Origin of the sequence: Adlercreutzia equolifaciens (assembly GCF_029076695.1) — a bacterium.
Lineage (GTDB): Bacteria > Actinomycetota > Coriobacteriia > Coriobacteriales > Eggerthellaceae > Adlercreutzia > Adlercreutzia equolifaciens_A.
This window is the reverse complement of record NZ_JARFIK010000408.1, coordinates 1-300: the sequence shown is the minus strand read 5'-3', so window position 1 is coordinate 300 and position 300 is coordinate 1. Positions and strand designations below refer to the sequence as shown.

The following is a 300-nucleotide window of genomic DNA, read 5'->3' as shown; positions in this document are numbered from 1 at the left end:
CCCGAATCGGATGCTCCATTTCATCTGGTGTGTATTTAAGTGAACCAAGGTATGTTCTAATTCTTGTACGCTCTTCTTTATCTCCTGTTTTATCAAGGTAATCAACCGGTGTAACATCCAAATCCAGCAGGTCTTCATAAGTTTGAGGCATATATTCTGCTTTAATGTCATTCCGATTTAGGAGTTCTTCCGCTATCTTTTTTAGAAGAGTCGTTTTTCCTGCCCCGTTGGCTCCTATCATACAGATTTTTTCTGAACCTTTTATTTTTAAATGAATTCCTTCTGCTAAAATTCTTTTGC

At 37.3% G+C, this 300-nt stretch carries 1 protein-coding gene; it reads right to left on the bottom strand.

Annotation, left to right across the window (positions count from 1 at the left end):
* Positions 1–300, bottom strand: a 300-nt coding sequence (locus tag PZH32_RS12940) for an ATP-binding cassette domain-containing protein (RefSeq protein WP_275208662.1), incomplete at both ends; no start/stop codon positions are given.